Source organism: Coriobacteriaceae bacterium, assembly GCA_025992705.1.
Taxonomy (GTDB): domain Bacteria; phylum Actinomycetota; class Coriobacteriia; order Coriobacteriales; family QAMH01; genus QAMH01.
The window spans coordinates 332,946-335,299 of the sequence record DAJPGJ010000001.1 but is presented as its reverse complement, the minus strand read 5'-3'; the positions used below and the strand labels follow the sequence as shown (position 1 = coordinate 335,299).

Annotated in this window: 1 protein-coding gene; it reads left to right on the top strand. The window is 51.7% G+C overall.

Annotated features, from left to right (window positions below):
• Positions 1 to 652 precede the first annotated feature (652 nt).
• Positions 653 to 901, top strand: a complete 249-nt coding sequence (locus OIM11_01550) for a hypothetical protein (GenBank protein HJI99832.1) — start codon at positions 653 to 655, stop codon at positions 899 to 901.
• The last annotated feature ends 1,453 nt before the right edge of the window (positions 902 to 2,354 follow it).

The window sequence follows — 2,354 nt, the reverse complement described above, 5'->3', positions numbered from 1 at the left end:
GTTCGAAAGCATGCTGGTTTTGGTAGCTGATCCGACGGTCCAATTCGTAAAATCGAGTTCCTTCAGATTTGAGCAACCTACAAACATATTCATGAAGGTTGTTGCCTTGGAAGTGTTCCACGATCCAATACCCTGAACAGTTTCAAGATTTGTGCAACCATTAAACATGTTTGCGAAGGTGGTCACATTTGACGTATTCAATGAATCCGCTTGGAATGAGACAAGTGATGTGTATCCGCTAAACCAATTGGATAGGTTTGTGGGCGCAATGGGGCCCGTGATTATGACCTGGAATATGTCGGTAGTTGTAAACGAGCTCTTCCAGGGAAGCGAAGACCCGTACTCAGTGACGGTCATATCGCCGTTATCGAGCACGGGGTGGATGTTGAGCGTCATGGTTCGCGTGTCAACGGTCCACGAAATATTCGAGTTGCTGGCAAAGAATCCGCTGTTGTCTGCTTGAGGGCTAATAGACGAACTCGCCGCCAGAAGCGGTGAGTCCAAAGCGTCCTGCATGATCTGATCAACGCCGTCTAGGCCCGATGATGATTCGTCCGGCTTGAACAAATCGCGTACTGGGCCGTAGACCTCCCCTGACGTTTCCGTCGGCGCCGCATTTTCTGCTGGTGCCGTTTGTTCAGGGGCAGATTCCGTGCGAGCACTCTCAGCGGGAAGGGCGACTGCCTCGGGGGCTGCCTTGGGGGCAGCTGCAGGAGTAGTCACCGCCGCGGATCCGGCCGAAGCCGGCATGGGGATTGCGGCTGCCGCGGATCGCGGAGCAGCCACGGGCTCTGCAGCGCTGGAAGAAGCCGCCACGGGCTGCGGTGCCGCAGCCGGAGCCATGACGACGACGGAGCCATTGGAGCCGGCACCCGCCGAAGCGATGTTCTCGGAGTTGTAGGAATTCTCGTCAGCGAGAGCAGGAGTGGCGAACGACGTAAGTACTAATATCGCGCCCGCGAAAAAACAAGGCAAAGCGTGACGAGGGCGCGAAGAGCCCTTCGCTGCATGTCGCTGCGAGGCAGGTCCATGTATGTCCGCTTTGTGCTCAATACAACTCCTGAACGGGGGTTATGAAAAACACATCGAGGTGGAACGGGAAGGAAACAAGGGGTAGAACGGCTAGGGACGTTTGAAAAAGATGATTTGGATTGAAAAAACGCGGTAGACGTGGTGTTTTGGGATTCGAATTGTACTTCCCTCAAGTAAAAATCGCCTGCGTAACCAGCCGTTTTGCCCAGTATCGTTTGCGAACGGTAGGTTATTTCGGGCGGATGACAGTGATTTTCCCCACCGTGTCCATTTTTTCTCGACACGTCTCCACAATTTCTTGAGAAGTGAGTCTGCTAGGTGTCAAAGTCCATTATTTCCCGAAATGATATTTGAGCGTTCGTTCGATGTATCGTTTCGAGGCGAATTTTCGATTCGGAGTCATTTTCGTGAAATTATTCCGTATTACATATAAAGATTTATCTTTAAGACTGATGAAGATTCTATTGGCTGATCCCTGTGGAAAACTCCGCATTTCGATGCAAGATTTTTATCTATATTTTTGATAAATCTTTATCATAGTTCAAGATAACTCAACGGGCACGCTCTGGATGCGGTTTTCTCCGGATTCTTTATCTGTTTTCAGTATAATTTTATAGGCTTCGATTTCTCGGACTGATATACACAAAATGTCTCTGATTTCATACATTTTTGAGACGCTTCTTGAGCAGTTTCTCGACTCTCCCCTCCCCTGCGCTCTTTCTGCACTCGCCCCCTCTTAATCGCTCCGCGCGATAATTCCGCGCCACCTTCCGCGCCTAGGCGCGGAACCCTCGATTTAGACTTCTCGACTCCGGCGCTTCGCGCCTCCGCTCGAAATGACAGAGGGGACGCATCCCCTCGCTCGAAATGACCATCAGGGGTCTGTCCCCTTATCACCAAGGGTCCGTCCCCTTATAACCACAAAACATCACTGAACAGGTCATATGCATATTTGTTCATATAACATTTGCTCATTTGTGATATATGAATGGTTGGGTTTTCCCGTGCAAGGAGGGTTTTTCCGAAGACCGTGGCATCCGCCCCCAGACCCTTGTTTACGAGGCGCATCTTCAGGGCGATGCGCCTGTGCCCTAACGCCTCCCCGTACCCTCTCATTCGCTGTCGAGCACGTTGCAAATCGAGGCGCGGACACTGCGCGGAGGCCCTCATCTGGCGTCTCGATTTTTGGGGGTTCCGCGCTTTGTTCCGCGCCCCCAAAACAAGTCTTCCGCGCTTTGCCTTGCACCCTGATTCTGAGGACTCCGGACTGACTCCGATCTTTGTCTGGTCACTCCTCCGGATTTGAGGATGTTAGCTCCAAT